A 26488-nucleotide genomic window follows, 5' to 3' on the forward strand; every position below is an offset into this window, starting at 1 on the left:
AATAATGAACCGTTAAAAAGTCCATCGCTTATTTATACAATATTCATGAAATGATTCGCAGTATATTTTCTATTTTAGCCGCACGGAATAAACAGGCATCATTTGGCAAATCTGAAGCACATCATATGGGAAGGCTTTAAAACCGGATTAAAAATATCGGGCAGTATCCTTTTGTTTATGATCCCAATATCTTTTGCCATAACCGTCCTGCAGTTTTACGGCATCATCGATAAACTGGCTGTTCCTTTTACTCCACTCTTCAAACATCTGGGTTTATCTGGTGAAACAGTGATCGTATATTTTACCGGCGTTCTGGTAAACTGTTATTCAGCTATTGCCATTGTGATAACCATGCCACTCACCTTAAAGGAGATTACCATTCTTGCCGCCATTCTGCTGATTGCGCATAATATGCCCATTGAGTCCATGATCCAGAAAAAAGCAGGTGCAAATGCTCTGCTTATTACAATTATCCGGCTGGTAATGAGTATTTTTCTTGGTTATATCCTGAATCTTATTATCCCGGAGAGCGGTGAAATTCTGCACCGCAATTTTTCCCCGGAAGCCACTTTAAGCCTCACAGGAACTTTGCTGTTATGGTTGAGTACCAATTCAATACTTATTCTGAAAATTCTGGTCATCATTAATGTATTGACTGTACTAAACCGCATTCTGGATCATTACGGCATCATCAGAACAATATCAGGACTATTTAAACCACTAATGGCTTTGTTTGGCATCTCATCTGAGACAACTGTTGTCTGGCTTGCAGCAAACCTGTTTGGTTTGGTTTACGGATCCGGAATAATCCTCTCACAGGATAAGGAAAAGCTGTCGGTCTATGATTTGAATAAACTGCATATTTCCATTGGCATCAGCCACTCCTTAATCCAGGAAACCCTGATATTTGTTGTCATCGGAGCCCCCTTATTCTGGGTCACAATACCAAGAATTATCAGTGCCATTGTTGCGGTCTGGATCTTTATACTGGTTAAGCAGTTGCGCATTAAAACGGTTCATCCCGAACTCAATAATTAAATACAGACAGTGATCTACAATTACTTCCGGCTATATCAGAACTGGCTGTTTAATTAAATTTGAAATATAACCTGTTTTGCATGTCGGGCGTCGCACTGAATCCCTTAAAACGGTGCAGCTGAGATTGCGGACCAAAATTTTCTGCGGTCTGAAATTTAGTCCCTACAGCGGGTATGGCATCCAAAAATGAGATATCACCGGAAGGATACGGTGGAAATGTGAAATTCCGTTTCGGATCATAATGCTGTTGAATAGTCGGTGTAAACAAATGCAGAAAAACATCTTCTGAGGCACAGTATACTTCAAACGGTGTCGGGCATTCCAGTTTCATACCGTAAAACAGGGAGTAGTACCCTTTAAATTCAGGATATTCCCATACCTCTCCCGTTATGGCATCGTTGTAAGTTTTATCCCATATATTAAGCGAACCACCCTTTAACCGGTTGTTATAAACCCGATACGGTCCATTGGCAAACAACTTTGCTCCGGTTATTTCCTGGTCGGGGAAACTGAAGGTTATCCCGCTCATCTTAATCTTATCGGCAGGCCGGTAACTGTAATCCAGCTGCAGGATTCCGTTTTTCTGCATAGTCCACGAAAAACGATAGGCATCCCATCTGTTTGGATAACTGTAAACAACATCTATTGAGGAAACTCCATCTTCAGTTCTCAGCTTTACGCTCTTGCATCTTAACTTTTGATCCGTGATGAAAACAGGACCATTAGAAAGTGGAATCATCCCATCAGCATTGTCAACCTGTTGAAGCAAACCGGAAGTCTTACTTATTTTAACAGATACGCCGGATGCAGACAAAGTATATAAAGAATCATCTTCGCTAATGAGCACATCCTTTTGCCCGGAAGGTTGCTTCTTCATCATTCTGTGTGCAAAAAATGCAGGGGAGTTTAATTCAAAACTCCAGGTGAACAGTTCACTGCCATCGGGGGCATTTGCCGTGACATAAAGCACATCATAATCTTTCCAGTCATCAGGTAACGAAATATTCAGTTTGCCCTTGTTCCAGGGTTCGATATCCGGAGCCTCAATTTCACCTTCCACTTCATTGACAGAGCTATTCAAAGAACTGAACTTTTTCAGGGCATACGAAAAACCACACTGCTTTGTATTGGTAAAATCATACCTGTTTTCAATATTCAGTGTCCCATCCCAGGCGGGTGTTATGTATTTCTTTTCAATGTAAACCGGCGACCAGATTTCCTTAATGGTGTTAAAGCTGCCTTCCTTTTCTCTGTAAGGCCCTAGAATACCATCGGCACCTGAAGCGTTATCGGTATCAAGTATGCCTTCTTTATCGGTTCGCACAACACCTTCGTCAGAAAAATCCCATAAAAATAAACCCGCAGACAAGGGGTTGGAAAGCATCAGATTCCAGTAATCATCGAGGCCGGCACCATGACCGCCATCGTATAATCCATGTAACAATTCTGTGGGCATAAAAATATCGCGTCCGTTAAACATGTTTTTAATCCCTGAATTAAAGGATATGTAATGCACCGTATTAATGTCATCATGCAATCCAAACGGATGTATCACGGGACGTTTCTGCAAATCAAGTTCCTTGAAAAGCGGATCAAGATCAAAATTAAATCCGCCCTCATTCCCATTTGCCCAGAATATGACGGAAGGATCATTCAGATCTCTTTTCAGCATTTCATGAACCAGTATGGTACCCACCTCAGTATCATAAGGCGGACGTTGCCAGGAACAAAGCTCATCAATAACATATATCCCTGCAGAATCACACATTTCCAGAAAATCCTTATCCGGTGGATAGTGCGACATACGAACCGCATTCATATTCATCTCCTTTAACAGCTTAATATCCTCCAGACTGTGTGCTCTGCTGACTGTACGTCCTGTAGAAGGCCAGAAACAATGACGATTTACGCCTTTAAACATGATGCGCTTATTGTTAATATAAACCCCGTCTCTTTCACGTACTTCTATCGTTCTGAACCCAAACCGTTCTGTAACAGAATGAAGCTGTTTCCCTTTCCTTCTCACTGTGATAACAGCATCATACAGGTTTGGCGTTTCTGCTGACCACGGTTTAATATCCTTTATTACTGAAGAAGCTGTTAGTTTTTTATGCTTACCTTTTGATTCCGAATGGAATGATCCGACCTTATTTCCGGATACTGCTTCTAAAATATCAACAGTAAAATCTGCGCCGGATACTTCTTTATCCAGGAAGACATTCATGTTGATCGTACCGTCATGTCTGGCATCAATTCCAGTGTACTCAATAAAAGTTTCCGGAACAGCTTCCAGGTATACCGGTCTGAAAATACCTCCAAACACCCAGAAATCGGCATCACGTTCCGCACTGTTTACGCTTGAATTCGCGGATTGCTTGCTCACCTCAACCTCCAGTTTGTTCTCTGAATCCGGCTTCAGTAAATCGGTTATTTCTCTTTTGAACCGATAAAATGCTCCCTGATGAATATCGCCCGCCTGCTTGCCGTTGATTGAAACCTTTGTATCGGTCATTGAACCGTCAAAAACAATAAAAACGCGTTTATTCCTCCAGGCATCCGGAATAGAGAATGTGGTTTTGTATAATCCTTTTTCTGAAGATTTATGTCGTTCGTAGCCATAGTTATATTCTCCGAAACCTTCCAGCTCCCAACAGGACGGAACCCTGATCTTTGTCCATTCTCCACTGTTTCTTCCCGAAGTACAAAAGAAATCCCAAGTCACATTATCCTCTGTACTGTTGCCGGACAACATCATTTTCCCGGTTTCCTGCGCATAAGCAACATTTACAGCATAGAAAAAGGCCAGAAAAAGAATAATAGAAAATTTTTTCATTTGAATGAATTTATAAAGATCAAGATGTAAAAATACATAACATTCACATTTAAATACTTTTTACCATAAAATATTTAAGTCTTACCCGAATACAGTTAGTACGATTCCCTGAAATTAATTCGAAATTTTTAAATATACGACTAATACATGACAAAAAATATAAAATGGATATATCTGTCCGGATCAAAACTTTTAAACGCACTTATTGTTATGTTTAGAATGACAAATATACCGGAAAGCTTAAGCAACGAAAAAGTAAAAAACAGGTTTAAAACCATACTTATTCTGGGCATTCTAACCGCTTATGTCCCGTTTTCTATCGACTCTTATTTACCTGCTGTACCAAATATTGCAGAATATTTTGGAACAAGTACAGCCCGTATGACATTTTCCCTCACAACTTTCTTTATTGGATTCTCGCTTGGTCAGATTATTTATGGTCCACTCCTCGATCGGTTTGGCAGAAAAAAGCCGCTTTACTTTGGTGTAACGATCAGTATTATAGCTAGTATTGCCTGCATCTTTTCATGGAGTGCCTCCTCGTTTATCCTTTTCAGGTTTTTACAAGCCCTGGGTGCGTCGGTAGCTTCAGTATCTGCGCTGGCCATGGTTCGTGATTTTTTTCCTCCGGAAGAAAGCTCAAAAATATTCTCCTTACTGGTTCTTGTCATCGGGTCTTCTCCTCTTATGGCGCCGTATATAGGGAGCCATATCATGCAATTTTTTAACTGGCACTGGATATTTGCATTTCTTATACTAATGGGGATTGCTGTGATGTTACTGGTAAAATTTGCACTACCAACCGGTTATATTCCCAACGATACTGCGACCCTAAGAATTAAAACTGTCCTCATAAATTACAGAGATATTATTACCAATCCACAGTTTTTAATTTATGCCATTGGAGGAGCATTTTCGTTTGCCTCCTTATTTATCTACGTGGCTGGTTCACCCATTATATTTATGGAACATTACCATTTTACACCTAAAACGTTTGGCTATGTATTTGCAGGGTTGGCGATTGGGTTCATCGGTGGCAGTCAGTTAAATATCCTGATGCTTAAATATTTCAGCAGTCAGAAAATATTTCGTTTTGCCCTGATTAGTCAGTTTATAATTGGCATAATCTACTTTACAGGTGTTGCCAATCAATGGTTTGATGAGAACCTGAATATCGCATTTCTATTCTTAGTATTGCTCTGTATTGGTTTTACATCACCGAACGGCATAGCACTGGCGCTTGCCCCCATTCATAAAAATCTGGGAAGTGCTTCTGCCCTGGTTGGAATGATTCGTATTGGCGTTGCAGGTCTAACCTCTGCAAGCATCGGCCTGCTCAATGCCACCAACAGTATTCCTGTTGCCGGCATGATCTCTGCCACGGCATTTGTATCGCTTATCATCATGACCTTCGGACTAAAACGAATGAAGTCCATAGGAGTGGAAGTAGTGGAGAAATAGTAACCGTATTTACTTAAGTCCTTTCCACCATTTGGTGAAGGTTTGTGCACTGTCATTCAGAAAAACCGGTTCGCCAATTTGTGGTGTTAACACAGGAATATCTGAGCCGGATTGATTTTCCGTTATTTTATTCAAAGGTTCATCCCATGGATGGTTTGCCAAAGCAAATTTTGAATTATGAACCGGTAAGATCTGTTTAGTTCTCAAATCCTCTGCAACCTTAAATACCTGATCCGGAAGCAAGTGTATCAGATTCCAGTTCTCATCATATTGTCCCTGTTCTATTATCGCCAGATCAAACGGCCCAAACTTCTCGCCTATTGCAGAAAAATGTGTATCGTACCCTCCGTCACCACCTATGAATAAGTTATAGTCCGGAGCCTTAAGCACAAATGAAGCCCATAAGGTTTTGTTGCGTTTTAATCCTCTTCCGGAGAAATGCCGTGCCAGTGTGGCTGTTAATTTCCAACCAGCACCTATATCCATTCCATCATACCAATCCAGTTCGGAAATAAGCTCCGGATCAAATCCCCAGTGCTCAAAATGCTGCCCTACTCCTAAACCACAGACGATATGTTTCACGTTTGGCTTCAAACCGAGTACGGTTTGATAATCCAGATGATCCCAATGATCGTGCGTAATGATTAAATAATCAATAGCAGGAAGATCTTCAGCCTTAAAAACCGAAGTCCCCTTAAATGCTTTGTTGATAAATGAAAACGGTGAAGCATACGGACTAAATACCGGATCAACCAAAAATGTTTTCCCTTTTAAACGGATAAAATACGAAGAGTGCCCGAACCAAACCAACACATCATCATCAGGATTTAAGGCTTTTATATCTGTTTTAATTACAGGAATACTGTCTTCAGGAGTAACGCGAATCTTCTTTCGGAACATAAAATCCTTCATTACCTGAAACCTGCTTTTATCAGATGTAAATGTAGGCGTTTCACTCAGATTTTTAAATTCCCCATCTTTGTAATTTGCAGATTTTCTTACCCGTTCCAGGCGTTCTCCTTTAGGTGATTGTCCGAACCTGGAAAGATTCAATAGTGTCATACCCGTTAGTGTTATAATTAATGCAAGTGAAAACAGTATTATTAAAAGCCTCTTCATATGATGTATTTCCCGACTATCAATAGTTAATTCCCCTTTTATAACAGAAATTCTATTTAACAGTTCATTGATTAAAGCCTTGCAAATATTGTTATCTTTAATCAAATTAAACTATCTGCATTACAGTTTTACCTACCTTAATTACTGAATAAATTGTATTCTAAAATAACACCTCCATTATTAACCTTTTTTAAAATATGGGTATTCGTCTGATATACTGATATTTAAATCAATAACCTTTAGAACAAACTCATTTCCTGATTGCCGATAAAATAAAAAACTGTAATTTTGACCAATAAAGTAAATTAGTCAGATATTAGATCTTTAATGAAACAGGAAACCAAACAATCTGAGATTATTAATGCAGCTCAGGAACTGTTCTCAACTTTTGGATTTGAGAAAACGACAATGACTGACATTGCCAGACGACTGGGAATTTCCAAAGCATCGCTCTATTATTATTTTACAGATAAAGAGAGTATTATTAAATCGCTTGCAATAAGAGAACAGGAGCAGTTCATAAATGAAATACAAACGATTACCGCCGGGGCTTCAAGTTCGAAGGAAAAACTTCTTTCCTATGCGGGGAAACGTGTGGAACTATTACAGCGCCATCTCACGTTAAGCAGCATGAATATAGGAACCTATTCATCCATAAAAACATTGTTTTCTTCAATTCTGACTGATTTCCGGAAGCAGGAAACTGATCTGGTAACCAGAATCCTGTCTATTGCAATTGAAAAAAAGGAAATAGGTGACATTAATCCACCGGAATTTGCAGAGCTCTACCTTGATGTGCTTATGGGCTTGCGTAAGAATGCTTACTATAGTTCAGGAAAAGTTGCATTGAATAATCTGCAATTTGAAGCCATAAAACAGGTAAAACAACAATCTCAGTTGTTTACCGAAGTATTTATAAAAGGTATTTCAGTATAACATGAAGGCAACAGAATCGCAAACATTTGTGGTTATCCTGAATTGTCCGGATAACTGAACAAGCAACCAGTCACAAATACACATTTTTTACCCCCAAAAAGTATTAATAAACAAAAATCAAATCACTGTTGATACATATAGGATTCAACAAAGGAAAAGGAAATAATATATGGAAAAGGAAACGCCTGATAAAAACAAGAAGAGCAGAAAGAGCAGAATCATTGTATTTGCACTCCTGGGTATTGGGGCTGTAATTGCCGCAGCGGTATATTATCGTTCTTTACGATTCGAGACAACCGACGATGCGCAGATAGATACCGATATTACTTCACTTACCTCGCATGTACCGGGTTACATCGCGCAGGTAAGATTTGATGACAACGCCTATGTACATAAGGGCGATACCCTGATCATTCTTGATGACAGGGAGCTGGCTTTAAAAGAAGCGCAGGCCGAAGTGTCACTGGAGAATGCCATAGCGCTGCTTAATACAACCCGGGAAAATACACGTTCTGTCAGACAAAGTGGCCAGACCAGCACAATTAAGATCGATGAACTCAGGATCCTTATGGAAAACACCACCAAAGATTTTGAAAGGTATAAGAAATTATATGAAGAAGGGACAGTAACACCACAACAGTTTGACAAAATCCGGACAGAAAAAGAAACTCTGGGAAAACGTATTGAGGCAGCCCAACAAACTGCGAAAGAAGTGGACTCGAGGATCAGTGCAGCAGACCAGCAGATTTCTGTTTCTGAAACAGTGGTCGAACAGCGTCGCATTGAACTGAAATATGCAAAACTTAATCATTCCTACGCATTTATTACAGCACCTTTTGACGGCATTGTGTCAAAAAAGAATGCTGTGGAAGGACAGCTGATTCAGGCAGGTCAGGCATTGTGCTCCATTATTTCCAACGATAATATCTGGGTGACCGCAAACTTTAAGGAAACCAAAATAAAAGATATCAAAGAAGGGATGAAAGTGGATGTCAGCGTGGATGCCTATCCGGATGAAATTATTGAAGGGCGAGTCGCATCGTTCTCTTCGGCAACAGGCTCTAAATTCTCTCTGATTCCTCCCGATAATGCAAGCGGCAATTATGTAAAAGTGGTGCAGCGAATCCCGGTTCATATTGATCTGGACAAAAACAATCCATTATTTAAACACATCAAACCGGGCATGAATGTTTTTGTAAAGGTAATTTTAAACTGATCCTGAATGTCAAAAATTGGGCTCAACAAAATATTAGTAATCATAACAGTTGTTGCCGGTGCGCTATTGCAACTCATCGATTCATCCATCGTAAATGTTTCGCTGACGCAGATGATGGGGAACCTTGGCGCGACACTGGGAGATATCAGCTGGGTAGTCACAGGCTATACCACATCAACCATTATTATGATAACCCTTTCGGGGTGGTTGAGTGCGAAGCTTGGACGCAAGGTTTATTTTACGGCATCCATCATTCTTTTTACAGTCGCCTCTGTGTTTTGTGGTTTGTCTACTTCCATTTCGCAGTTGATCCTGTTCAGAATTATCCAGGGAATTGGTGGCGGAGGCTTGCTGACTACCGCACAGGCGATTTTGATTGATACATTTCCACGTGAAGAACTGGGAACGGCCAATGCAATATTCGGCATGGGTGTTATTATTGGCCCGTCAATAGGTCCAACCCTGGGAGGTTATATCACAGATCATCTGTCCTGGCACTGGATATTCTTCATCAACATTCCTGTTGGCATTGTAGCATCCATCCTTTCAATCCTGTATGTAAAAGATTCAGAATACCGGTTAAAAACAGGTAAAATGGACTGGGCAGCCCTGATACTCCTGATATTGACCATAGGATCATTACAGATAATACTCGAAAAAGGTCAGGAAAAAGACTGGTTTCAATCTTCATTTATCTCCGCACTAACCGCTATTTCAATAGTAGCAGGTATTCTTTTTGTGTTCCGACAATTAAAGGTTGAAAATCCAATTCTTAACCTGCGCCTGTTGAAAAACAGGCAATATGCCATCGGCACGAGTTTCGGATTTGTACAGGGCATTGGCTTGTATGCTTCCGTATTTGTGATCCCGATCTTTTGCCAGAGCATGCTCGATTACACGGCCAAAGATACCGGATGGTTAATGCTTCCGGGAAGTCTTGCAGCAGGTGTTATGATGCCGGTAGTAGCCACAGTGATGAAAAAAACGAAAATTTCTCCGGTTGTCCTTGCAGGAATAGGATTTTCGTCCTTTGTACTTTTTGTATGGTTACTTTCGGGAATGAACCAGGATACCGGAGCCAGAGACTTTTTCTGGCCTTTAATCCTGAGGGGTGTTGGTTTGGGTTTATTGTTTATCCCCTTACTTACCATTACAATCTACCCGTTACATAATAAAGATGTGCCACAGGCAACCGCATTTACCACCATGGTCAGACAACTTGGCGGCGCATTTGGGATAGCCATGGCAACCACCTACATCAGCATTCGCAGTGTATTCCATTATAGCATTCTGAGTGAACACATCAGCAAATACAATCCTGTGTCTTATGAACGCTTACAGGGATACGCACATTTGTTTATGTCCAAAGGCAGTGATCTGGCGACATCTTACACAAAAGCAGCAGCAGCCCTAAAAGGCAGTCTGATGAAACAGGCTATGATCCTGACTTACAACGATGTATTTATAATTGTAGGCGTGTTTTTTGCCGCCTGTATACCCTTCTTATTACTTTTCAGGACGAAAGGGAAAAAAGGAGAAAATGCTGCATTGAAAACAGAACAAGTAATTGAATAATTTTAAAAAGTTATTTGGCTTGGTTTAATTAACGCTGTGGGGCGTACTGTCCCGAAGTATCGGGAGAACCAGTGACCTCTTGCCTTAAATAGAATTAAATACAGGACTAACTTAGTTGTGGGGCGTACTGGAATCGAACCAGTGACCTCTTGCCTGTCAAGCAAGCGCTCTGAACCAACTGAGCTAACGTCCCATAAAGAGCTACAAAAGTAGAAGGAAATTTTGATTTTCAAAATAGTAAAACCGCCCTGTAAAAATATAAGGCCACATTTTTTTGATAATTAATATTAGACCATACTTTTATACAAAAAGTATACAATTATCCCTTCTGTCTTTGTACTTTTGCTTTTCATGAAAAACGATACCAAAATAAATTTCCTGTTAAAAAACCTGTTTAGGGGTTTTATCTATTCACTCATCATTGCAGCTGCCTACTTGTTGTTTAATAAATTTTTCATCCGGACCAACGAAGAATTATGGCAGGGTATTTTTTACAGCAACCCTGCAGTGATTTATCTAATATATATAGGCTCAGAGGTTTTCTTTGGTATCATTCCACCTGAGTTCTTTATGCTCTGGGCTTATGGGAATAATGATCTTGTTGGATATATTCTGAATGTAGCCTTTTTTGCAGGAGTGTCATACGGTGCTGGCGTTCTTGGTTTTATGATCGGTCGTTTTTTGCGAAAGACTGTAATTTTTAAATATATGGGGCGAAAATTTTTTCAACGGTACTGGCCGCAATTTAAGAAATACGGTTCGGCATTAATCATTGCAGCAGCGCTTACCCCCATTCCCTGGGCAGCCATCAGTATTCTTGTTGGCTCAACTGAATATCGTTTGAACCGGTTTTTATATGTCGCATTCTTCCGAATTCTGAGATTTATTGTTTACGGGTTCATCATATTTCAAACCCATCAGTTGTAAGCATTTTAATTCATAGGTGATTGCCTAGGTTAACGCACCGGACTTTTTGTCACCTAAGAGACTCAATATCATGACATTAAGTCCTTTTTTCGATAAATAAAATGTCAATTTGACAACCTCCAAAATCTCTCATTTAACATTTACACTGACTATCAATAGTTTATAAAACGGTTTAAAAATATGGCAAACCTTTTGGTGGATTCATGGCGTAAAAAAACAATTGAGTTATGAATCTGAATAATTTAACCATTAAGGCACAGGAGTCGGTTCAGCAGGCTGTACAGATTGCTCAGTCATATCATCAGCAGGCCATTGAACCAGGACATATTTTGCAGGGCATACTGCAACATGCAGAAAACATGACTGATTTTTTGTTCAACAAGCTGGGAGTGAATAAAACTGCCATAAAATCGGCTCTTCAAAGCCATTTAGAATCCTACCCGAAAGTTTCGGGCGGAGAACCCTATTTATCCCGCGAATCATCTGAAGTGATCCAAAAAGCTTCGGATCATGCCGGAAAAATGGGCGATAAATATGTATCGGTGGAACACTTGTTACTTGGTATCTTGCACTCTAAAGACGGGGCAGCCAGATTATTGAAAGACGCAGGTGTTTCCGAAGTAGAATTGAAGAAAGCTATTCTGGAATTGAGAAAAGGATCAAAAGTAGAAGATCAGAATGCTGAGAACACCTTCGATTCACTGAATCGGTTTGCAATCAACCTGAATGAAAAAGCGAGATCCGGCAAACTGGATCCGGTTATTGGACGGGACGAAGAGATCAGGCGTATTCTTCAAATTCTTTCCAGACGAACCAAAAACAATCCGGTATTAATTGGAGAACCCGGAACCGGTAAGACTGCAATTGCAGAAGGTCTGGCCCATCGTATCATCAGAGGTGATGTGCCGGAAAATCTGAAAACACGAGAGATCTATTCGCTGGATATGGGTGCACTGATAGCAGGTGCCAAATACAAAGGTGAATTTGAAGAGCGTCTGAAAGCCGTTGTCAACGAGGTTATTGCATCTGATGGACAGATTATCCTATTCATTGATGAGATCCATACCCTGGTGGGAGCCGGGAAAAGTGAAGGTGCCATGGATGCAGCCAATATTCTGAAACCTGCCCTGGCCCGTGGAGAATTGCGCGCCATCGGAGCAACCACATTGAGCGAGTATCAAAAGTATTTTGAGAAGGATAAGGCACTTGAACGTCGTTTTCAGACGGTTATGGTGAACGAACCGGATACCATGAGCTCCATCTCTATATTAAGAGGCTTAAAAGAACGGTACGAAAACCATCATAAAGTCAGGATTCTGGATGAGGCCATTATTGCTGCTGTCGAGCTTAGTCAGAGGTACATTACCGAACGATTCCTGCCGGATAAAGCCATTGACCTTATGGATGAAGCAGCTGCAAAACTGCGTCTGGAAGTGGATTCTCTGCCGGAATCGCTGGACGAACTTGGCCGTAAAATCAAACAACTTGAAATTGAACGTGAAGCTATTAAACGTGAAAACGACAAGGCAAAACTGACCAACCTGACGCAGGAAATTGAAAACCTGAAAGAACAGGAAACGGAACTGAAAGCCAAATGGCAAAGCGAGCGTGACCTGATTGACAGAATTCAGAAAAGCAAGGCCAGTATTGAAGAACTGAAACTGGAAGCTGAACGTGCTGAACGTGGCGGTGATTATGGTCGTGTAGCTGAAATCAGGTATGGCAAAATCAAAGAGGAAGAGGCCAGTATTGAAAAAGCCCGGCAGGAACTGGTTACGCTACAGGGCGATGATCCGATGATTAAAGAGGAGATTGATGCGGAAGATATTGCAGAAGTGGTGTCCCGCTGGAGCGGCATTCCTGTCACACGTTTATTGCAGGGAGAACGCGAAAAACTGCTTCATCTTGAAGATGAGCTACACAGGCGCGTCATCGGTCAGGAAGAGGCTATCGCAGCTGTTTCTGATGCTGTAAGAAGGAGTCGTGCGGGATTACAGGATCCGAATAAACCGATCGGTTCATTTCTGTTCCTTGGAACTACAGGTGTTGGTAAAACAGAGTTGGCCAAAGCGTTAGCTGAGTATTTGTTCGACAATGAAAATGCCATGACCAGGATCGACATGAGCGAATACCAGGAAAAATTTGCAGTTACAAGGCTGATAGGATCACCTCCCGGATACGTGGGGTATGATGAAGGAGGTCAGCTGACCGAAGCTGTTCGTCGTAAGCCATACAGCGTGATCCTGTTCGATGAGATTGAAAAAGCACATCCGGATGTATTTAACATTCTGCTGCAGGTGCTGGATGATGGAAGGTTAACTGACAATAAAGGCCGGGTAGCCAATTTTAAAAATACCATCATTATCATGACGTCAAATATAGGATCGAACATTATTCGTGAACGACTGGAGGGATTAAACGATGAGAACAGGGACAGATTAGTTGAATCCACACGCAATGAGATATTCAGTCTGCTGAAACAAACCATCAGGCCGGAATTTCTGAACAGGATTGATGAACTCATTATGTTTACACCGCTTAATCTGAGCGAGATTAAGGAAATTGTAAAATTGCAGGTGAAACACATTAATAAACTGTTGTCCCGCAACAATACGACCCTGTCATTTACAGACGCTGCTATTGAGCATATTGCAAAAGCAGGGTTTGATCCGCAGTTTGGAGCAAGGCCTATAAAACGTATGCTACAACATGAAATTCTTAACAGGTTATCGAAAGAGATCCTGAAAGGAAGCCTTGGTGATACCGAGGAAATAACCGTGGATTATAAAAATGGTGAAATCCGGTTTATTTAGAACGGATACAAATTTTCGAAAGCCGCTTTATGCGGCTTTTTTTTATGCCTTAATTTTATAATTTTGAATAACCTGTTTTATTTAAATCAGATATAAAGCAATCTGCATCTAAATTAACTATGATGAAAAAATTATCAATTTTAATATTCCTGCTCTGGGGGGCTTATTCGGCATCATCAAAATCTCCTATCAAGTTTGGTGATGTAACCATTGAAATGCTTGAAATGACGCATTATGAAAAAGACTCAACAGCAGCAGCTGTGATACTTTGTGATTATGGAGAACTCGATGGATTCAACTTTCAACGCACCTTAAGAATTAAGATTTTATCAAAAGATGGTCTGAAATGGGCAAACTGGACATTTTCTACCAATGCCAAAGGCGATATTAAGGGAAAAACATTTAATCTTGTTAACGGTGAAATAGAGGAAACCAAACTAAGCCGCACGGAAGATGTATTTAAAGAACATATAATCGATGATGAATTTCGACTAAGGGTTTCTATGCCTAATGTAAAGGTCGGATCAGTTATTGACATTGAATATCACATGAACGGTATCCCTCAATATTGGTACTTTCAAAATACAATTCCGGTAGTTCACAGTGAACTACAATTTTATGAGTCATCATACATTGATTTTTCCAAATCTTACACAGGTTTCGAAACACTGGATGTACTTGAGTCTAACCGTTGGGCCATGTTTGATGTGCCAGCCTTTAGGTCTGAAAAATTCATGAACGATCCTTCAAATTACTTGTCAAAATTTCAGTTTGAAATAACATCTGTTATAATTCCCGAATTAAATTACCGAAAAATCTATGCTAATTCATGGAATGATATTGCAGATCACCTCAAACACTCAGAACGGTTTGGAGTGAAATTACAAAGTGAAAACTTCATCAAAGATCTGGCAGATGAAATAAATCAGGAGGAATTAACTCAGGCTGAAAAGATAAAAGCAGCAGTCAAATCCATTAAACATGTCAAATGGGATAATAATAAAACCCTATACTGTAGCGCATATACTCTGAAAGACCAATATGAGAAAAAGCTGGCAAATTCAGCTGAAATTAACATAATGTTGATTGACCTTTTAAATGAGCTTGGAATAAATGCATCGCCGGTGGTGCTAAGTACAAGAGACAATGGAATGCTGCCCATATTTAATCCCAGCCTCGATAAACTTAACTATGTTGTAGCGCATGTAAAAGATGAATATGGTGATCTACTGCTGGACGCAACGGATCCATACCTTCATCCATATCTGGTTCCTGAGTATTGCATTAACGGTAAGGGCAGGCTGTTGGAAATGCATACAAATTCCTGGATCTATGTAGGTGCATCAGCTATTGATAAGAGTAGTTACATCTACGACCTGAAAATGGATTCAACAGGAAAAATGGATGGAGTAGTAAAGCTCCAGGCTGCAGGCTATTCAGCACGTAACAAAAAAGCCAGATACCATTCATATAATTCAGCTGAAGATTATGTAATTGACGTTGATAACAGAAACACTTCATTTACGGTAAAAGACTATGATTTACTGGGATTTGAGGATTCAGAATCGGCAACTACTGAGAAATATTCTATTGAAATTGAAAACAAAGGCAACAGGATTGGATCAGTATTGCTAATTAATCCTTTGTTTGAAGAAAAGATCGATGAAAACCCATTTAAACTTGAAAAACGTTTATACCCGATTGATTTTATATATCCCTTTGAAAAAAATCTGCTTGTAAATATACAACTACCTGATAATGCGGTTATTCAAGAACTACCGAAAGCACTGAGACTTGAAATGCCTGATAAAAGTATTACCGCATTTTACAGTGTTGACCAAAAAGGAAACACGGTACAGGTATTATACCAACTAAGTGTAAAAGAGCCATTTATCAACCAGGATAAGTATGAAAATATCAAGAATTTCTATAGGATTCTGGTCGAAAAACATGCTGAAAAACTGATTATAAATTTTCAGGATGAAAAGAAGGCAAAAGTGAATAAACAAAATGTTCTGACTATAAATTCCTAATACTACTATTTGCTATATAAGGAAAAGGATGATTTATCATCATTTGACAATGCTGGACTGAAAACCTTTTAAATAGCTCATTATAGCAACCAGCATCCAGTAATATATCTAAACAACACTGCTTCTTTAGCTCTTAATCAAAAAATATCCTAACAAGAGAACATGTGATCAGAAAAACGCATGGTGTGACTTTGAAAATATCGACACACTTCTTATTTAGAACAGATACAAATTCATAAAAGCCACGTTTTGCGGCTTTTTTTTATGCCTTAAATTTCTACCTTTGAATAACCTGTTTTAAAGAATATATGAAAATTAGTTTCACACCTGTTATTTATCTTCATAATATCAGATTATTACAACTGATCAGAACACTAAGCATCCAATACATTAACCACAACAAAATATGATTAAAATGAAAAAACTAATTGGGGTTTCAATTTTTATGGTGTTCACCCTCTTTCTTTCCGCCAAAGCACCTATTAAGTTTGGCAAAGTTGAAATGGATATCCTTAAAATGACTGTCTATGAAAAAGATACAACAGCTTCCGCCGTGATCCTTTGTGACTATGGAGAATTTGATCCGGATGAATATCAGTTTAACAGGATACTAAGAGTAAAAATATTAAAAAAGGATGGTCTCGATTGGGCAAACTGGACATTTCCAACCAGCGAAAAAGGAATGATCAGGGGTAAAACTTTCAATATTGTTGATGGCAAAATTGAGGAAACCAAACTCAACAAATCCGACGATGTGTACAAAGAACACATTTACGATGATTATTATCAGTTGAGAGTTTCAATGCCCAATGTAAAAGTGGGCTCGGTCATAGATATAGAATATGGAGTGTTCGGACTACCTGATACATGGAAGTTTCAATACAAAATACCGGTTGCTCACAGTGAACTGGTAATATATGATAATCCTTATGTTAACTATACAAAGTCATATACCGGGTTTGAGAAACTGGATGTATATCAACCAAATCGCTGGGCCATGTTTGATGTACCTGCTTTCAGAGCCGAAAAATATATGAACGATCCTTCAAACTATGTTTCAAAGTTCTATTTCGAAATTACCTCAATCATCATTCCTGAAATCGGTTATAGAAAAATTTATGCAACATCGTGGGATGCAATTGCAAATCTGTTGAACAAATCCTCCTACTTCGGTGGTAAAATGAGAGGTAACGGATTCATAAAAGATATTGCTAAAGAAATCAATAGTCAGGAGCTTACGAGGGAACAAAAAATAATGATGGCGGTAAGCAGTATAAAAGAAGTAAAATGGGATGAAACAAAACGTTTAGGTTGTACATCATTTTCGCTTAAAGACCGATACGATAAAAAGCTTGCAAATTCAGCAGAAATTAATATTATGCTTATTAACCTGCTTAATGAACTGGGAATTGAAGCCAATCCTGTTGTATTGAGCACAAGAGACAATGGCATGTTGTCATTATTCAATCCAAGCCTTGACAAACTCAACTACGTAGTGGCAAGAGTTACAGATGAACACGGAGACCTTTTACTTGATGCAACAGATCAATACCTTCATCCCTTCCTGATTCCGAAGTACTGTTTGAACACCCGTGGAAGGTTAATAACTGACATAAGTAATGAGTGGATCAGTCTGAATGCAGGAGCGGTTGACAAAAAAAGTTCGATATACAACCTTAAAATGGATTCTACAGGAAAAATTGATGGTAAAATAACTTTAGTGTCATCCGGATATTCAGCTCGTGATAAACGAAACAGGTTTTATTCGTTTAATGGAGAAGAGGATTATGTAATCGATTTTGAGAAAAGAAATTCAACTTTTTCTGTAAAAGATTATGATTTAAAAGGTTTCGGAGATTCGGAAGACGCTACTCAGGAACAATACAACATTGAAATTGATACGCGAGGTAGTATGGTTGGATCAATGGTATTATTAAATCCCCTGTTTGAAGAGAAGATAAGTGAAAATCCATTTAAGCTTGAAAAACGTTTATACCCGATTGATTTTACCTATCCCTTTGAAAAAAAGCTAATTGTGACTATGCAGCTTCCACCAAATGCGGTTGTTGAGGAATTACCAAAACCTTTAAAACTGGTTATGCCTGACAAGAGCGTCACAGCAATTTACAATGTTATACAAAATGGTAGTATGATTCAGGCTTTGTATAAGTTCAACGTCAATAATCCTGTAATAAGTCAGGAAAATTATACCTATATAAAGAATTTTTTCACATTACTGCTCGAAAAACATTCTGAAAATCTGATTATTAAGTTGGAAGAAGGAAGTGAATCTGCTGATCTATAAAATCCGGGGACAAATAAATTCTGAATTATGAAATCATTATTTATAGTAATATTGGCAATCCTGCTAACCACAAATCATGCGTTGGGAACAGATCCAGATTATGACATCCGCACAATTCCGGATAACCTGAAGGAGAATGCAGATGTAGTCATCAGGTTGGATGAAACGGAATGTATGGTGTATTCCAAAACCAGAGTTAAAATCAAATACAACAGGGTAATAACCATACTAAATGAAAGAGGGCTGGAAGCAGCGAACATTATGCTTCCCTATTCATCGCTGTTTAAGGTTTCGTATCCTTCAGGTGCTATTTACAAAGCAGATGGAAAGAAATATAAATCAATCAAAGCCGGTGACGTGTATGATGTAAGCGCCATAACCGAAACATCATTATATGATGACAGCAGAATAAAAATTTATGAACCACCGCTGAAGACGACACCATTTACTATAGCCTATTCATATGAAGAAACGTATGATGGAACCATGTTTCTCCCAACCTGGACCTCTTACGAAGGATATAATGTTGCTTTGGAAAAATCAGTATTCAAAGTAATTGTAAACGAAGGCCTGGATTTTAAATACAAAGAACAAGCCGTAACTAAACCGGCAAAAATTGAAGCGTTGAATAACTCAACAAGTTACTACTGGGAAGTTACCAATCAGCCGGCGCCTAAATATGAACCTTTATCAACGAGCATCACAAAAGAGTTTCCAACAGTATTTACTGCATTAAATGAATTCGAAGCATACCATGTTGAGGGGAATTCTCATGACTGGGATTCCTTTGCCCGGTGGAGATATACCTTAATAGACGGAAGAAATGAACTCCCGGAAAAAACGGTCACCGAAATTACGGATCTTACAAAAGATAAAAAAGATGTAAGGGGAAAAGTTGAAACCGTGTACCGGTATATGCAGGATAAATGTCATTACGTAAATGTGTCGGAAGATATTGGAGGGTGGCAGCCCATTGAAGCCAAAAGAGTGGATGAAGTTGGCTATGGCGACTGTAAAGCACTTTCAAATTACACCAAAAGTTTACTGGATGTAATCGGAATAAAATCCTATTATACGGTCATAAAAGCAGGTGAGGACATGCCGGATTTTAATGCAGATTTTGTGAGCAACCAGTTTAATCATGTCATTCTTTGTATTCCCAATCAAAACGATACAATATGGTTGGAATGTACAGATATGAAAATGCCGGCTGGTTATCTTTCCACATTTACAGATGACCGCTATGCATTGTTAATTGATAAAGATTCCAGCAAACTTGTTAAAACACCTCGTCTGACTGGACCTCTAAACAGTGAAAGACGTAAGGCAATTGTAAATATCCATAATGACCTGAGCGCCGACTTTAATGTTGTAACATATTACAGCGGAGAATATGAAAACGAGATCCCATGGTGGTACTCCGATGACAACGAAAAGAAAAGACGAAGCACGTATGAAAGTCTATCCTTCTCTGATATACGACTTGACGGATTTAATTATCAAATAAGAGGAGACATTAATGCTGTAGAGGAAAAACTAAACTTCAGAGTCTTTTCGGCCGGAACACTGATGGGAAGCAGAATAATATTCGAAATTAATAAGCTAAATAAGGAAACATACTCTCCAAAAAAAGTTTTTAAACGCAGATCAAACCTGGAAATACAGCGAACAATGCTGGAATCTGACACAATTGAATATATACTTCCCGAAGGATTTATTCTTGAAGCTCAGATTAAACCAATAAAAATCATATCTGATTTCGGCAATTATGAAGCAACTATTAAACAGGAGGGAAATAAACTTACGTATATAAGGAGTGCCAGGTTTAACAAAGGCATTTATGACAAATCACAGTATGCTGATTTTGTAAAATTCTTCCAGGATATAAAATCTGCCGACCAGCAAAAAGTATTGTTAAAACCGCAAAATGGTTAGTATTTACATAATCATCAGAGCCTTAAAGGGCTTTGATGATTTCTCTCACCTCGGATATATCCAATGATTTGCTTAACTTCTTAAAATTCATTGCGTACAGCCACCACTCTTCTGTAAATGAATCTTCCTGTCCCGGTTCAAGATAGGTAATGGGACCAAACGGCGATAATTCACAAAAATCGTTTTCATACAGTAATGACATATTATTGGAAACAATTTCGCCATAATCCCTTTCCTCATACACATGAAACTGTTTCACCAGCATCATATCATTCGGTGCAACATATGCCATCCAGCCTTCATTGCTATCAAAAGCAATATGCTGTCCGTTTGGCTTTCCTTTAACAATAACCTCCTCGTCTGTTACTGACACATTTTCCTCGGGTTCCGGCATATAATTAATGGTATGATCCGAATTAAAAACCACGTACCGTTTAGGAAACCTCCAGAATTTGCTCACCGGTGAAATAAATATGCCTCCTCCCCGTACCTGCGTTCGGCTCCAGTGGTAACAACTAACCGGATCTTCAGAGAGGTTACGTATGGTTTGCGTAAAAAGTAAATTTGATGTGTTATCCGACAGTTTAAAAAAACGTTCAAGTTGAATGCCGGTATTGCGATCCTTTTTACTGCGTATAATAATACCCAGTTGGTCAGCATGGATTACATCCCATTCGCCTATCCACAAATCGGAATGCTGCGGGATAATCAATTCCGGACCGATATCAAAACGACCTCCGGTCGGACTATGACTATTCAAAGGTGGTTTGTCAACACTAAAGGCATACCTTTCTTCATTGGGATCCACGTAAAGCACATTCTCTCCTTTCACAGAATACTCAATAATGCGACCACCGCAATTAGGATCAATGATAACGCTGACCCTTCTGTTTTTTAACAAAAGACAATCTTTAGTACTGTTTTTAGTTATCTGTTTAATCTCTAATGACATACAAATTGGGATTTATAAGACTTAAAGTTACAAAATCATCATGTAGTTTTGCACAACAGACACCAGAGATTAACCTGAACTAATAAATTTTATTAATTTTTATGTTTGCAGAAGGAAACTCGTACAAAACAGGATTCAAAAGGATTTAAAGATCAGGGAAACAAATTTAGGGTTTTTGTTCTGTATCCTGTCTTTTAAGCCATACCTCCCTTTTTGCCTCTGCCCATTTTAAGGCAAAAAGCACAGCTAATAAAATAACAATCAGTATAATCCAGTTAATGACTTTCCTTTTCATCCGTTTAAATTTTCAAGTTGGCAATAAATAATACTTTAAAATTTAAGAATCCCACTGTGTCGGGATAACCGCTCCGGTCTCACATAAACTTGTTTTAATCATGCTAATTGTATAATTTTTAATTAAAGAAGTTCATGCCCGTTTTATAACATCGAATACGTTATTTTTAAGTAAGTATGGCTACTGCCCTTACCAACGAATAGTTTAATTCCCTTACCTTCAACGGCATAATCACAAGTTCCACAGACCCGTTGCTGAGGATATCAAGATTTGTGACACCGGTAACAACTAGAATACCCGATTCTCCAAGTTTTGCATAAACCTCTTTAAACTCAGGCAAATAATGATTGTTAGCCAAAAACGGGGTATCTGTTAAAATCATATTAGCCTGTTTTCTTGCCAACCATTCCACAAGGTCTACTCCAACTGTGGGATATTTATCAAAATATAAATTTCTATCTGAATGATTTTTACTCCAGCCGGTTCTGATCAAAAGACTGTCGCCTGCAACAAAGCTATCTTCCGTTTCACCCAGTATATCACAGGTCAGTACATCGCTCGGTGTTGCATCATTAATATCAACTATCCAGGCTTTTGTAAAATAACGACCACAATACACTGAAGAAATATCTGTTTTCTTTATTTCATTTCCGGGAACATACAGATTGGTTAATCCAGCCAATTCACTGTTTAAAGCTGCAAGATCTTCATAATCCATCCATGTTTTAAGCTCAGTCAGCCTGGAAAGAACAGAACCTGAAACAAGATACGATATGTCGATATATCTTTTCAACAAAGCAATTTGATAAATTTGGTTACAAGTATAACTAAAAAATGCGAAAGCATGCATTTATATAGATCTGCATGAAAACAAAAAGGCATCCGTCAGTCGACGGATGCCTTTTCAACGAATGACCTTAAGTCACTTATTTTTTTAATGCGCTTTCGGCTTTTTTCAGCACAGCTTTGAAAGCAGTTGGATGATCAATAGCCAGAGAAGCCAAAACTTTTCTGTTGATCTCTACATTGGCCTTTTTCAAACCACCCATTAACTGAGAATATGACATCCCCTCTAAGCGGGCTGCAGCGTTAATACGCTGAATCCAAAGTGCACGGAAACTTCTTTTTTTAACGCGTCTGTCACGGTAAGCATAATTCAATCCTTTCTCGTAGCTATTCTTAGCAACGGTCCATACATTTTTTCTGCTACCGAAATAACCTTTTGTCTGTTTAAGAACCCTTTTTCTTCTGGCTCTTGATGCTACAGAATTTACTGATCTTGGCATAACTTTTAATTTTTGAATGGTTAGCGCTCCTCATTAGGAGTCTTTAAGCTAATTCACTCTGTTAATAACTCGTTTTTACTTCATTGAAAGTAACTCTTTAACGTTATTCTGATCTGCTTTGTCAACAGTACCGAAATACGTTAAATTTCTCTTTCTCTTCGTTGCTTTTTTAGTCAGGATATGACTTTTATAAGCATGCTTCCTTTTAATTTTACCGCTACCTGTCAACGTAAAACGTTTTTTAGCACCGGAATTTGTTTTCATTTTAGGCATTTTGTCTAAATTTTAATGTCCTACTTTTTTGCCACCTTTTTAGGTGATATAAACATTGTCATTCGTTTTCCTTCCAGTTTGGGAAGTTGTTCCACTTTTCCAACTTCCTCCAATTCCTGGGCTAATCTCAGTAATAAAATTTCACCTTGTTCTTTAAACAGGATCGAACGCCCTTTAAAGAATACAAAGGCTTTTACTTTAGCCCCTTCGTTTAAAAACTTCTCGGCATGTTTCAGCTTAAAGTTAAAGTCATGTTCATCAGTTTGAGGTCCGAACCGGATCTCTTTAACAATAACCTTAACCGATTTGGCTTTAATCTCTTTCTGTTTCTTTTTTTGTTGATAAAGAAACTTCTGATAATCAATAATCTTACATACCGGCGGATCTGCATTTGGAGAAATCTCAACCAAATCCAAACTTAATTGGTCCGCCATTTTCAAGGCTTCCTGAACGGAATATACACCTTGATTTTCAATGTTATCTCCGACAACACGTACACTGCGGGCACGAATTTTTTCATTAATTCTGTGCTGTGGTTCCTGTTCCCTTACAGGTCTGCGTCCTCCGCCTCTTGGTCTAAAATCAGCTATAACTAAATCCTCCTAAGTTTATTAAACTTTATTTTATTTCAACTCGTTTTTTATTTCGTCTTCAACGACCGCCGCAAATTTAGTAATTTTCATTGAACCCTGATCACCGTCACCTTGTTTTCTGACCGAAACCTCATCATTTTCAGCCTCTTTCTCACCAATGATCAGCATATAAGGAACACGTTTTAATTCGTTATCCCTGATTTTTCGTCCGATTTTTTCGTTGCGATCGTCAATTTCGGCGCGAATATCGTAATTATTCAGCAGATTTAAAACTTTTCTGCCATATTCGTTAAATTTCTCACTGATAGGCAGTATGGCTACCTGCTGAGGGGTTAACCACAAGGGGAATTTACCTCCGGTATGTTCAATTAAAACGGCCACAAACCGTTCGAGTGATCCAAACGGCGCACGGTGTATCATTACCGGACGATGCTTCTGGTCATCACTGCCAATATATTCGAGTTCAAAGCGTTCCGGCAGGTTATAATCAACCTGAATGGTTCCCAATTGCCATTTTCTGCCGATGGCATCTTTCACCATGAAATCAAGCTTCGGACCATAAAATGCAGCTTCACCATATTCCACCACGGTATTCAGTCCTTTTTCGGCACTCGCTTCAATAATAGCCTGTTCTGCTTTCTCCCAGTTCTCATCGCTGCCAATATACTTTTCCCTGTCTTCTTTATCACGCAAAGATATTTGCGCTGTATAATCTTTAAAATCAAGAACTTTAAAAATATACAGAATGATATCGATTACACTAATAAACTCTTCCTTCAGCTGATCCGGACGGCAAAACAGGTGTGCATCGTCCTGGGTAAAGCCCCTTACACGTGTCAAACCATGTAACTCCCCACTTTGTTCATACCGATATACTGTTCCAAACTCTGCAAGGCGTAATGGAAGATCTTTATAAGAGCGCGGTTTACTTTTGTAAATCTCACAATGGTGAGGGCAGTTCATTGGTTTCAACAGAAATTCTTCACCTTCTGCCGGAGTATGTATTGGTTGGAAAGAATCCTGACCATATTTTGCATAATGCCCCGAAGTCACCCACAATTGTTTTAATCCGATATGGGGTGTTATCACCTGTTCATATCCGGCTTTCTTCTGTACTTTTTTCAAAAATCCTTCCAGGCGCCCGCGTAAATCGGCTCCTTTCGGTAACCATAATGGCAGACCCTGTCCCACATTCTGAGAAAAAGTAAACAGTTCCAGTTCTTTTCCAACTTTCCGATGATCCCTCTTTTTCGCTTCTTCAAGCATGACAAGGTATTCATCCAGCATATTCTGCTTTGGAAATGTAATACCGTAAATACGTGTGAGCTGCTTACGGGTTTCATCGCCTCTCCAGTAAGCACCGGCAACGCTTAACAACTTTATAGCTTTAATTTTGTCGGTGTTCGGCAGGTGCGGGCCACGACACAAATCCGTAAAATGGCCCTGATTATATAATGTGATGGTTCCGTCTTCCAGCTCACTGATCAGTTCCTGCTTGTATTCATCACCTTTATTGGTAAAATAAGACATGGCATCGGCCTTGGAGATATCCTTGCGGATATACTCATTTTTCTCCCGGGCCAGCTCTTTCATTTTAGCTTCAATTTTTGGAAGATCTGCATCGGTAATACTTACATCATCTCCGGGATCAACATCGTAATAAAAGCCGTTTTCAATGGCCGGACCAATACCGAATTTGGTTCCGGGATACAATGCCTCAAGGGCTTCAGCCATAAGGTGAGCCGAAGAGTGCCAGAATGCATGCTTGCCTTCTTCATCGTCCCATTTGTGCAGTACAATTTTGCTGTCTGCTGTGATTGGCCGCGTCAAATCCCATACCTGATCGTTTACCGTTATGGACAAAACCTGTTTAGCCAATCCTGGACTGATGCTCTGCGCAATATCGTAACCGGTTACCCCCGATTCATACTCTCTGACCGAATTATCCGGAAATGTTATCTTTACCATTTAATTTTAAGCTTTTACGGTCGGCAAAGATAACTATTTTTCAAAAACAAGAACAACTAAACGGTGTTATAAATAGGTATCAAAACGGGTTAATTTTTACCCGAAATTACGAAACAAGGCAAACCCATGATTGATGAAGAATTAAAAGAACTGCTCGATTTTAAAGCAGAACAATATAACAATACAGCATTTGTTGCAGATGATCCGGTTCTGGTGCCCCATCTTTTCACTGAAAGAGGAGACATTGAAGTTGCCGGTTTTTTAACGGCCATTATTTCCTGGGGACAACGCACCACCATTATTAACAATGCCAAACGATTGATGGAACTGATGGACGACAGTCCGTTTGATTTTGTGATGAACCATACCAAAAACGATCTGTACCTGTTCGATGATTTTGTGCACCGCACCCTTAATTCCACGGATCTTAAATTCATACTCCGTAGTCTTCAAAACATTCTCCGAACGTTTGGCACACTGGAAACACCATTTACCATTCCGTTTCAAACCGAAGAAAACCTGTATCGCGGAATCGGGCACTTCCGGGATTTATTCTTTGGCATAGCCCATCCGGTTCGCACATTAAAACACATTCCGAACATAGAGAAAGGTTCGACCGGCAAACGACTGAACATGTTTTTGCGCTGGATGGTACGGAATGATAAAAAAGGTGTGGATTTTGGGATCTGGAATCAGTTTAAACCATCTCAGCTTTATTTGCCACTGGATGTACACACTGCCAATGCCTCAAAAAAACTGGGACTGCTTACCCGAAAAGCCAACGACTGGAAAGCCGTTTTGGAGGTCACGTTGAAACTCCGCGAACTTGATCCTGAAGATCCTGTAAAATATGATTTTGCCTTGTTTGGGTTAAGCAGGTTCGATAAAATTTAATAATATCCGTAACGAAAGTTCAACGCACATTCGCAC

20 protein-coding genes and 1 tRNA gene are annotated in these 26488 nt (G+C 39.2%); 11 read left to right on the plus strand and 10 right to left on the minus strand.

Features of this window, described 5'->3' with window-relative positions:
* The first annotated feature begins 102 nt into the window (after positions 1–102).
* Positions 103–1038 carry a hypothetical protein gene (locus ACE1ET_RS12820; protein WP_375728809.1) on the plus strand — a complete coding sequence of 312 codons (936 nt, stop codon included), beginning with the start codon at positions 103–105 and terminating at the stop codon, positions 1036–1038.
* Positions 1039–1087: 49 nt separating this feature from the next.
* On the opposite strand, the gene ACE1ET_RS12825 is transcribed toward ACE1ET_RS12820, so the two are convergent.
* On the minus strand, positions 1088–3871 hold the full coding sequence (locus tag ACE1ET_RS12825; protein WP_375728810.1) for a glycoside hydrolase family 2 protein: 2784 nt from the start codon (positions 3869–3871) through the stop codon (positions 1088–1090).
* 147 nt (positions 3872–4018) lie between these two features.
* Between ACE1ET_RS12825 and ACE1ET_RS12830 the strand changes: the two genes are divergently transcribed.
* Positions 4019–5332: a multidrug effflux MFS transporter gene (locus tag ACE1ET_RS12830; RefSeq protein WP_375728811.1), complete on the plus strand. Its 1314-nt coding sequence runs from the start codon at positions 4019–4021 to the stop codon at positions 5330–5332.
* Positions 5333–5341: 9 nt separating this feature from the next.
* On the opposite strand, the gene ACE1ET_RS12835 is transcribed toward ACE1ET_RS12830, so the two are convergent.
* Positions 5342–6451: an MBL fold metallo-hydrolase gene (locus ACE1ET_RS12835; RefSeq protein WP_375728812.1), complete on the minus strand. Its 1110-nt coding sequence runs from the start codon at positions 6449–6451 to the stop codon at positions 5342–5344.
* A gap of 327 nt (positions 6452–6778) precedes the next feature.
* On the opposite strand from ACE1ET_RS12835, the gene ACE1ET_RS12840 reads away from it, so the two are divergent.
* The 3 genes from ACE1ET_RS12840 to ACE1ET_RS12850 all read left to right on the plus strand — a co-directional run bounded on the left by ACE1ET_RS12840 (position 6779) and on the right by ACE1ET_RS12850 (position 10178).
* A complete protein-coding gene (locus tag ACE1ET_RS12840; protein ID WP_375728813.1) occupies positions 6779–7387 on the plus strand; it encodes a TetR/AcrR family transcriptional regulator in 609 nt (202 codons plus the stop codon).
* A gap of 169 nt (positions 7388–7556) precedes the next feature.
* On the plus strand, positions 7557–8603 hold the full coding sequence (locus ACE1ET_RS12845) for an HlyD family secretion protein (RefSeq protein ID WP_375728814.1): 1047 nt from the start codon (positions 7557–7559) through the stop codon (positions 8601–8603).
* A gap of 6 nt (positions 8604–8609) precedes the next feature.
* On the plus strand, positions 8610–10178 hold the full coding sequence (locus ACE1ET_RS12850; protein ID WP_375728815.1) for a DHA2 family efflux MFS transporter permease subunit: 1569 nt from the start codon (positions 8610–8612) through the stop codon (positions 10176–10178).
* 118 nt (positions 10179–10296) lie between these two features.
* Here ACE1ET_RS12850 and ACE1ET_RS12855 read toward each other — a convergent pair.
* Positions 10297–10371: transfer RNA gene (locus tag ACE1ET_RS12855), tRNA-Val, on the minus strand.
* Between the two features lie 158 nt (positions 10372–10529).
* Between ACE1ET_RS12855 and ACE1ET_RS12860 the strand changes: the two genes are divergently transcribed.
* The 5 genes from ACE1ET_RS12860 (at position 10530) to ACE1ET_RS12880 (ending at position 20191) form a co-directional block, all read left to right on the plus strand.
* A complete protein-coding gene (locus ACE1ET_RS12860) occupies positions 10530–11105 on the plus strand; it encodes a hypothetical protein (RefSeq protein ID WP_375728816.1) in 576 nt (191 codons plus the stop codon).
* Positions 11106–11332: 227 nt separating this feature from the next.
* Positions 11333–13918, plus strand: a complete 2586-nt coding sequence (gene clpB, locus ACE1ET_RS12865; protein ID WP_375728817.1) for an ATP-dependent chaperone ClpB — start codon at positions 11333–11335, stop codon at positions 13916–13918.
* Between the two features lie 119 nt (positions 13919–14037).
* Positions 14038–15951: a hypothetical protein gene (locus ACE1ET_RS12870; RefSeq protein WP_375728818.1), complete on the plus strand. Its 1914-nt coding sequence runs from the start codon at positions 14038–14040 to the stop codon at positions 15949–15951.
* A 415-nt stretch (positions 15952–16366) separates the two neighbouring features.
* The gene (locus ACE1ET_RS12875; protein WP_375728819.1) at positions 16367–18256 is read left to right on the plus strand and encodes a DUF3857 domain-containing protein; all 1890 of its coding nucleotides are present in this window, start codon (positions 16367–16369) and stop codon (positions 18254–18256) included.
* 27 nt (positions 18257–18283) lie between these two features.
* Complete coding sequence (locus tag ACE1ET_RS12880) at positions 18284–20191, plus strand: DUF3857 domain-containing protein (RefSeq protein ID WP_375728820.1); 1908 nt, start codon at positions 18284–18286, stop codon at positions 20189–20191.
* A 22-nt stretch (positions 20192–20213) separates the two neighbouring features.
* Here ACE1ET_RS12880 and ACE1ET_RS12885 read toward each other — a convergent pair whose 3' ends face one another.
* From ACE1ET_RS12885 to thrS, 7 genes are all read right to left on the minus strand, one after another.
* Positions 20214–21143 (minus strand): hypothetical protein, encoded by a 930-nt coding sequence (locus ACE1ET_RS12885; RefSeq protein ID WP_375728821.1) that lies wholly within the window; start codon positions 21141–21143, stop codon positions 20214–20216.
* A 166-nt stretch (positions 21144–21309) separates the two neighbouring features.
* Entirely contained in the window at positions 21310–21438 is a 129-nt protein-coding gene (locus ACE1ET_RS12890; RefSeq protein WP_375728822.1) for a hypothetical protein, read from the minus strand.
* Between the two features lie 166 nt (positions 21439–21604).
* Entirely contained in the window at positions 21605–22231 is a 627-nt protein-coding gene (locus tag ACE1ET_RS12895; protein WP_375728823.1) for a cyclase family protein, read from the minus strand.
* Positions 22232–22364: 133 nt separating this feature from the next.
* Positions 22365–22724, minus strand: coding sequence for a 50S ribosomal protein L20 (gene rplT, locus ACE1ET_RS12900; RefSeq protein ID WP_375728824.1), 360 nt, complete (start codon positions 22722–22724; stop codon positions 22365–22367).
* Positions 22725–22799: 75 nt separating this feature from the next.
* Entirely contained in the window at positions 22800–22988 is a 189-nt protein-coding gene (gene rpmI / locus ACE1ET_RS12905) for a 50S ribosomal protein L35 (RefSeq protein WP_438826951.1), read from the minus strand.
* 29 nt (positions 22989–23017) lie between these two features.
* Complete coding sequence (gene infC, locus ACE1ET_RS12910) at positions 23018–23587, minus strand: translation initiation factor IF-3 (protein WP_375728889.1); 570 nt, start codon at positions 23585–23587, stop codon at positions 23018–23020.
* A 33-nt stretch (positions 23588–23620) separates the two neighbouring features.
* Positions 23621–25558, minus strand: coding sequence for a threonine--tRNA ligase (gene thrS, locus ACE1ET_RS12915; RefSeq protein WP_375728826.1), 1938 nt, complete (start codon positions 25556–25558; stop codon positions 23621–23623).
* 126 nt (positions 25559–25684) lie between these two features.
* On the opposite strand from thrS, the gene ACE1ET_RS12920 reads away from it, so the two are divergent.
* Positions 25685–26452, plus strand: a complete 768-nt coding sequence (locus tag ACE1ET_RS12920) for a TIGR02757 family protein (RefSeq protein ID WP_375728827.1) — start codon at positions 25685–25687, stop codon at positions 26450–26452.
* Positions 26453–26488: the final 36 nt, after the last annotated feature.

Origin of the sequence: Quyinboa mangrovi (assembly GCF_042219825.1) — a bacterium.
Classification (GTDB): domain Bacteria; phylum Bacteroidota; class Bacteroidia; order Bacteroidales; family UBA5342; genus JBHJHP01.

What these genes read in the sequence shown, in the direction of transcription:
- ACE1ET_RS12840 (WP_375728813.1), top strand. Translation starts at nt 6,779, where the DNA reads ATGAAACAGGAAACCAAACAATCTGAGATTATTAATGCAGCTCAGGAA.
- rplT (WP_375728824.1), bottom strand. Translation starts at nt 22,724, where the DNA reads ATGCCAAGATCAGTAAATTCTGTAGCATCAAGAGCCAGAAGAAAAAGG.
- ACE1ET_RS12890 (WP_375728822.1), bottom strand. Translation starts at nt 21,438, where the DNA reads ATGAAAAGGAAAGTCATTAACTGGATTATACTGATTGTTATTTTATTA.
- ACE1ET_RS12825 (WP_375728810.1), bottom strand. Translation starts at nt 3,871, where the DNA reads ATGAAAAAATTTTCTATTATTCTTTTTCTGGCCTTTTTCTATGCTGTA.
- ACE1ET_RS12880 (WP_375728820.1), top strand. Translation starts at nt 18,284, where the DNA reads ATGAAATCATTATTTATAGTAATATTGGCAATCCTGCTAACCACAAAT.
- ACE1ET_RS12870 (WP_375728818.1), top strand. Translation starts at nt 14,038, where the DNA reads ATGATGAAAAAATTATCAATTTTAATATTCCTGCTCTGGGGGGCTTAT.
- thrS (WP_375728826.1), bottom strand. Translation starts at nt 25,558, where the DNA reads ATGGTAAAGATAACATTTCCGGATAATTCGGTCAGAGAGTATGAATCG.
- ACE1ET_RS12875 (WP_375728819.1), top strand. Translation starts at nt 16,367, where the DNA reads ATGAAAAAACTAATTGGGGTTTCAATTTTTATGGTGTTCACCCTCTTT.
- ACE1ET_RS12835 (WP_375728812.1), bottom strand. Translation starts at nt 6,451, where the DNA reads ATGAAGAGGCTTTTAATAATACTGTTTTCACTTGCATTAATTATAACA.
- ACE1ET_RS12850 (WP_375728815.1), top strand. Translation starts at nt 8,610, where the DNA reads ATGTCAAAAATTGGGCTCAACAAAATATTAGTAATCATAACAGTTGTT.
- rpmI (WP_438826951.1), bottom strand. Translation starts at nt 22,988, where the DNA reads ATGAAAACAAATTCCGGTGCTAAAAAACGTTTTACGTTGACAGGTAGC.
- ACE1ET_RS12885 (WP_375728821.1), bottom strand. Translation starts at nt 21,143, where the DNA reads ATGTCATTAGAGATTAAACAGATAACTAAAAACAGTACTAAAGATTGT.
- ACE1ET_RS12830 (WP_375728811.1), top strand. Translation starts at nt 4,019, where the DNA reads ATGACAAAAAATATAAAATGGATATATCTGTCCGGATCAAAACTTTTA.
- clpB (WP_375728817.1), top strand. Translation starts at nt 11,333, where the DNA reads ATGAATCTGAATAATTTAACCATTAAGGCACAGGAGTCGGTTCAGCAG.
- ACE1ET_RS12845 (WP_375728814.1), top strand. Translation starts at nt 7,557, where the DNA reads ATGGAAAAGGAAACGCCTGATAAAAACAAGAAGAGCAGAAAGAGCAGA.
- ACE1ET_RS12860 (WP_375728816.1), top strand. Translation starts at nt 10,530, where the DNA reads ATGAAAAACGATACCAAAATAAATTTCCTGTTAAAAAACCTGTTTAGG.
- ACE1ET_RS12920 (WP_375728827.1), top strand. Translation starts at nt 25,685, where the DNA reads ATGATTGATGAAGAATTAAAAGAACTGCTCGATTTTAAAGCAGAACAA.